The 2,981-nt window shown below is 70.5% G+C and carries 3 protein-coding genes; 2 read left to right on the forward strand and 1 reads right to left on the reverse strand.

Annotated features, from left to right (window positions below; translation table 11 throughout):
- On the reverse strand, window positions 1-474 hold a 474-nt coding region (locus tag AC31A1_RS49300), incomplete at its 3' end, for a SigE family RNA polymerase sigma factor (RefSeq protein WP_489659577.1).
- A 158-nt stretch (window positions 475-632) separates the two neighbouring features.
- Between AC31A1_RS49300 and AC31A1_RS49305 the strand changes: the two genes are divergently transcribed.
- Window positions 633-1,763 (forward strand): sigma factor-like helix-turn-helix DNA-binding protein, encoded by a 1,131-nt coding sequence (locus AC31A1_RS49305; RefSeq protein WP_489659578.1) that lies wholly within the window; start codon window positions 633-635, stop codon window positions 1,761-1,763.
- Window positions 1,764-1,771: 8 nt separating this feature from the next.
- Window positions 1,772-2,981 (forward strand): transglycosylase domain-containing protein (locus AC31A1_RS49310; RefSeq protein ID WP_489659579.1); only part of this gene is annotated, 1,210 nt, incomplete at its 3' end.

A 2,981-nucleotide genomic window follows, 5' to 3' on the forward strand; every position in this document is an offset into this window, starting at 1 on the left:
CTCGTCAACCGTCAAATGCTTCGCCAGCGCCGCCCGCCCCCGGTACAACCTGGCCTTGACCGTCCCCACGGGCGCACCCGTGTCGGAGGCTATCTGCTCGACGCTCACGTCACACAGATGGTGCAGGACGATCACCATCCGCTGGGCCTTGGGCAGTTGGCGCAGCGCGGCGACGAGTGCCGTGTGATCAGGGTCGGGTCCCGGCACCGCCCCGGGCGGTGGAGTACGGCGCACCAGCTCCAGCCAGCGCCTGGCCCGGCGCCAACGGCTCACCGCCAGCCGCATGGCGACCGTACGGATCCACGCCTCGGGCGCCTCGTCCGCGAGGAAGTCCCGGCGCCGGTCCCAGGCCCGTACGAACGCCTCCTGGACCACGTCCTGCGCCTCCTCCCTGTCTCCGGTGAACGCCGAGAGCTGGCCGGTCAGACGGGGAAACGTGGCCGCGTAGAAGGCGTCGAACTCGTCCTCGGTCATGACCTCACCGGAGTCTTGGAATTCCCGTGCAACCTGACCGCCCTCGCCGTGCGTACAGGTCCCGATGGCCGCGTCCTCACCACACGCCCCACAGGAAAGACGACAAACACGCGCCCCTGGATCCACTTCCCCCACAGCCGTACCGGAGGACCCCCGAAGTGCCGCACTCCCCCGACGACTTCGCCGCGTACGCACACGCGCGCCTGCCCGAACTGGTCACCACCGCCCACCTGCTCTCCGGCACCCCGGGCGGCCCGAACGACCCCCGGGAGGCGACCGAGTTGGCGCGGAGAACCCTGGTGCGGGTGTGCGCGCGGTGGCGCCGGATACCTCGGGACGACGCGGACTTCTATGTACGACGGTTCCTGGTCAAGGAGTGTCTGCGCGGGGCGCGGGGGCGGGCACGCCGCGCGAAGGCCCAACGGGCCGTGCTCGTGTTGCTGCACTGGGAGGGCCTGCGCGAGGCGGAGATCGCCCAGTTGCTCGGCTGGTCTTCCGGTGCGGTCAGGAGCCGGGCTCGGCGGGGGCCGGCGGTGTGCGGAGGTGATGCCGAGCGGCTCCGGCGGCTCTTCGCCGAGGCCGCTGCCGGCTTTGTCCCGTCGGACGTTCGGCTCGATGCCGTCGAACAGCACGGCCGGGCGCTACGACGGCGCCGTAGAGGCGTGGTGGCGGCCGCCTGCGGGCTGTTGCTCGTGCCGGGGGCCGTGTTCGGCGCGGACCGGTTCATGGGCGGCGGCTCCACGGACGGGTCGGGCGGCGGGGTGGCCGACGTGGCGCAGAGCCCGATACGGATCGTCGCACCCGGCGAACGGGTGGACGCCGTACCGGGCGTACAGGTCTGGCTGACCACCGACGGCAAGCACTGGTCGACGCCGGAAGCGCCCAACCAGTTCCTCGGCCTGACCGACGCCAATGCCGAGGACACAGACACCTACAGGAACAAGTACCGGGACAAGGACAAGTACGGGAGCGGCAAGAAGGTCAGCGCCGAGAGCGGGAAACCAGCCGTCTCCGTACAACCCGACCCGCTGAACAGCACCTCGTACTTCCTGTCGGGCCTGTACCGAGGCCTGTCCGCCGACCCGGCACGCGTCGAAGTCACCGTCGGAGACCGCAGGATCACCGGTACGGTCCTCACGCTCGCGGGCAGCCCCGGCTGGGGCGTCTGGTACGCGCGCACACCGCTGACGCCGGAGGAGTTGAAGTCGAGCTCCGTCGACGGCGGCCCGGCCGTCACGGTGTACGACGCGGCCGGCAAGGCCGTCGCGCGGGGCGGGGCGGCCCAGTGAAGCGCCGCATGCGCACCCGTGCCCGCGCCCACCTGCGGCGCGTCCCGCTCCGCCTGCGCCTCCGCCGCACCCGGGGCCGCATGCTGCGCCGGCTGCTCATCGCCGCCGTCCTCCTGATCGCGTCACTCTGCACAGCGGCGGTCGTCGCGTACCGCCTGACGGACATCCCCGAGCCGCACCCGGAGACAGTCACCCAAAGCACGGTTTTCGTGGACGACAAGGGCTCCTACCTGGGCCGACGCGGCCCGGTAGACCGCCAGGAGGTACCCCTGTCACAGGTCCCGCGATACGTCCAGGACGCGGTGATCGCGGCCGAGAACCGCTCATTCCGGACGGACGACGGCGTCTCGCCACGAGCCATCGCGCGCGCGGTACTGGCCTCCCTGACCGGCGGCGAACGACAGGGCGGTTCCACCATCACCCAGCAGTACGTGAAGAACGCCCTGCTGAGCCCGGAACAGTCCCTGTCCCGCAAGGCGCGCGAGGCCCTGATCGCGATCAAACTCGACCGCACCCGATCCAAGGACGACATCCTGGCGGGCTACCTCAACACGGTCTACTTCGGCCGGGGTTCGGCCGGCATCCAGGCGGCCGCGCGCAACTACTTCGGCGTGGACACCCGGAACCTGACCGTCTCCCAGGGCGCCGCACTGGCATCGATCGTCAACATCCCGTCGTACTACGAGAAGGCGGGCTCCGATCCGAAGGTGACCGCGACGCTCAAGGCACGCTGGTCATGGGTCCTCGACGCGATGGCGACAAGCGGCGCCATCACCGCGAAGCAACGCGCCGACGCCACCTTCCCGGCCTTCCGCTTCTACCCGCCGGGCACGACCGAGGGGCAACGGCAGTACATGATCGACGTGGCCGCGCAGGAGGCCGCCGACCGACTCGGCATCACCGAGGACCAGTTGGCCCGCGGCGGCTACACCGTGCACACCACGTTCGACCTGGCCCTCCAGGACGCCACGACCGAGGCGGTGAAGAACCTCAAGGCCAGCAAGAACGGCAAGGATGACAAGGATGACAAGGGCACCACGCTGCACACGGCGGTCGTGGCGATCAAACCCGGCGACGGGGCGGTAAGGCTCCTGTACGGGGGCTCGGACTACGCCCGGCAACCGTTCAACGACGCGGTGGGCGGCGCCGTAGAAGCGGGAACGGCCCTGGACCCCTTCGGCAAGGTCCTCCTCACCACCCCCCTGACCGACCTCCAGA

The sequence above is a fragment of the Streptomyces sp. P5F9 genome, from assembly GCF_057961495.1.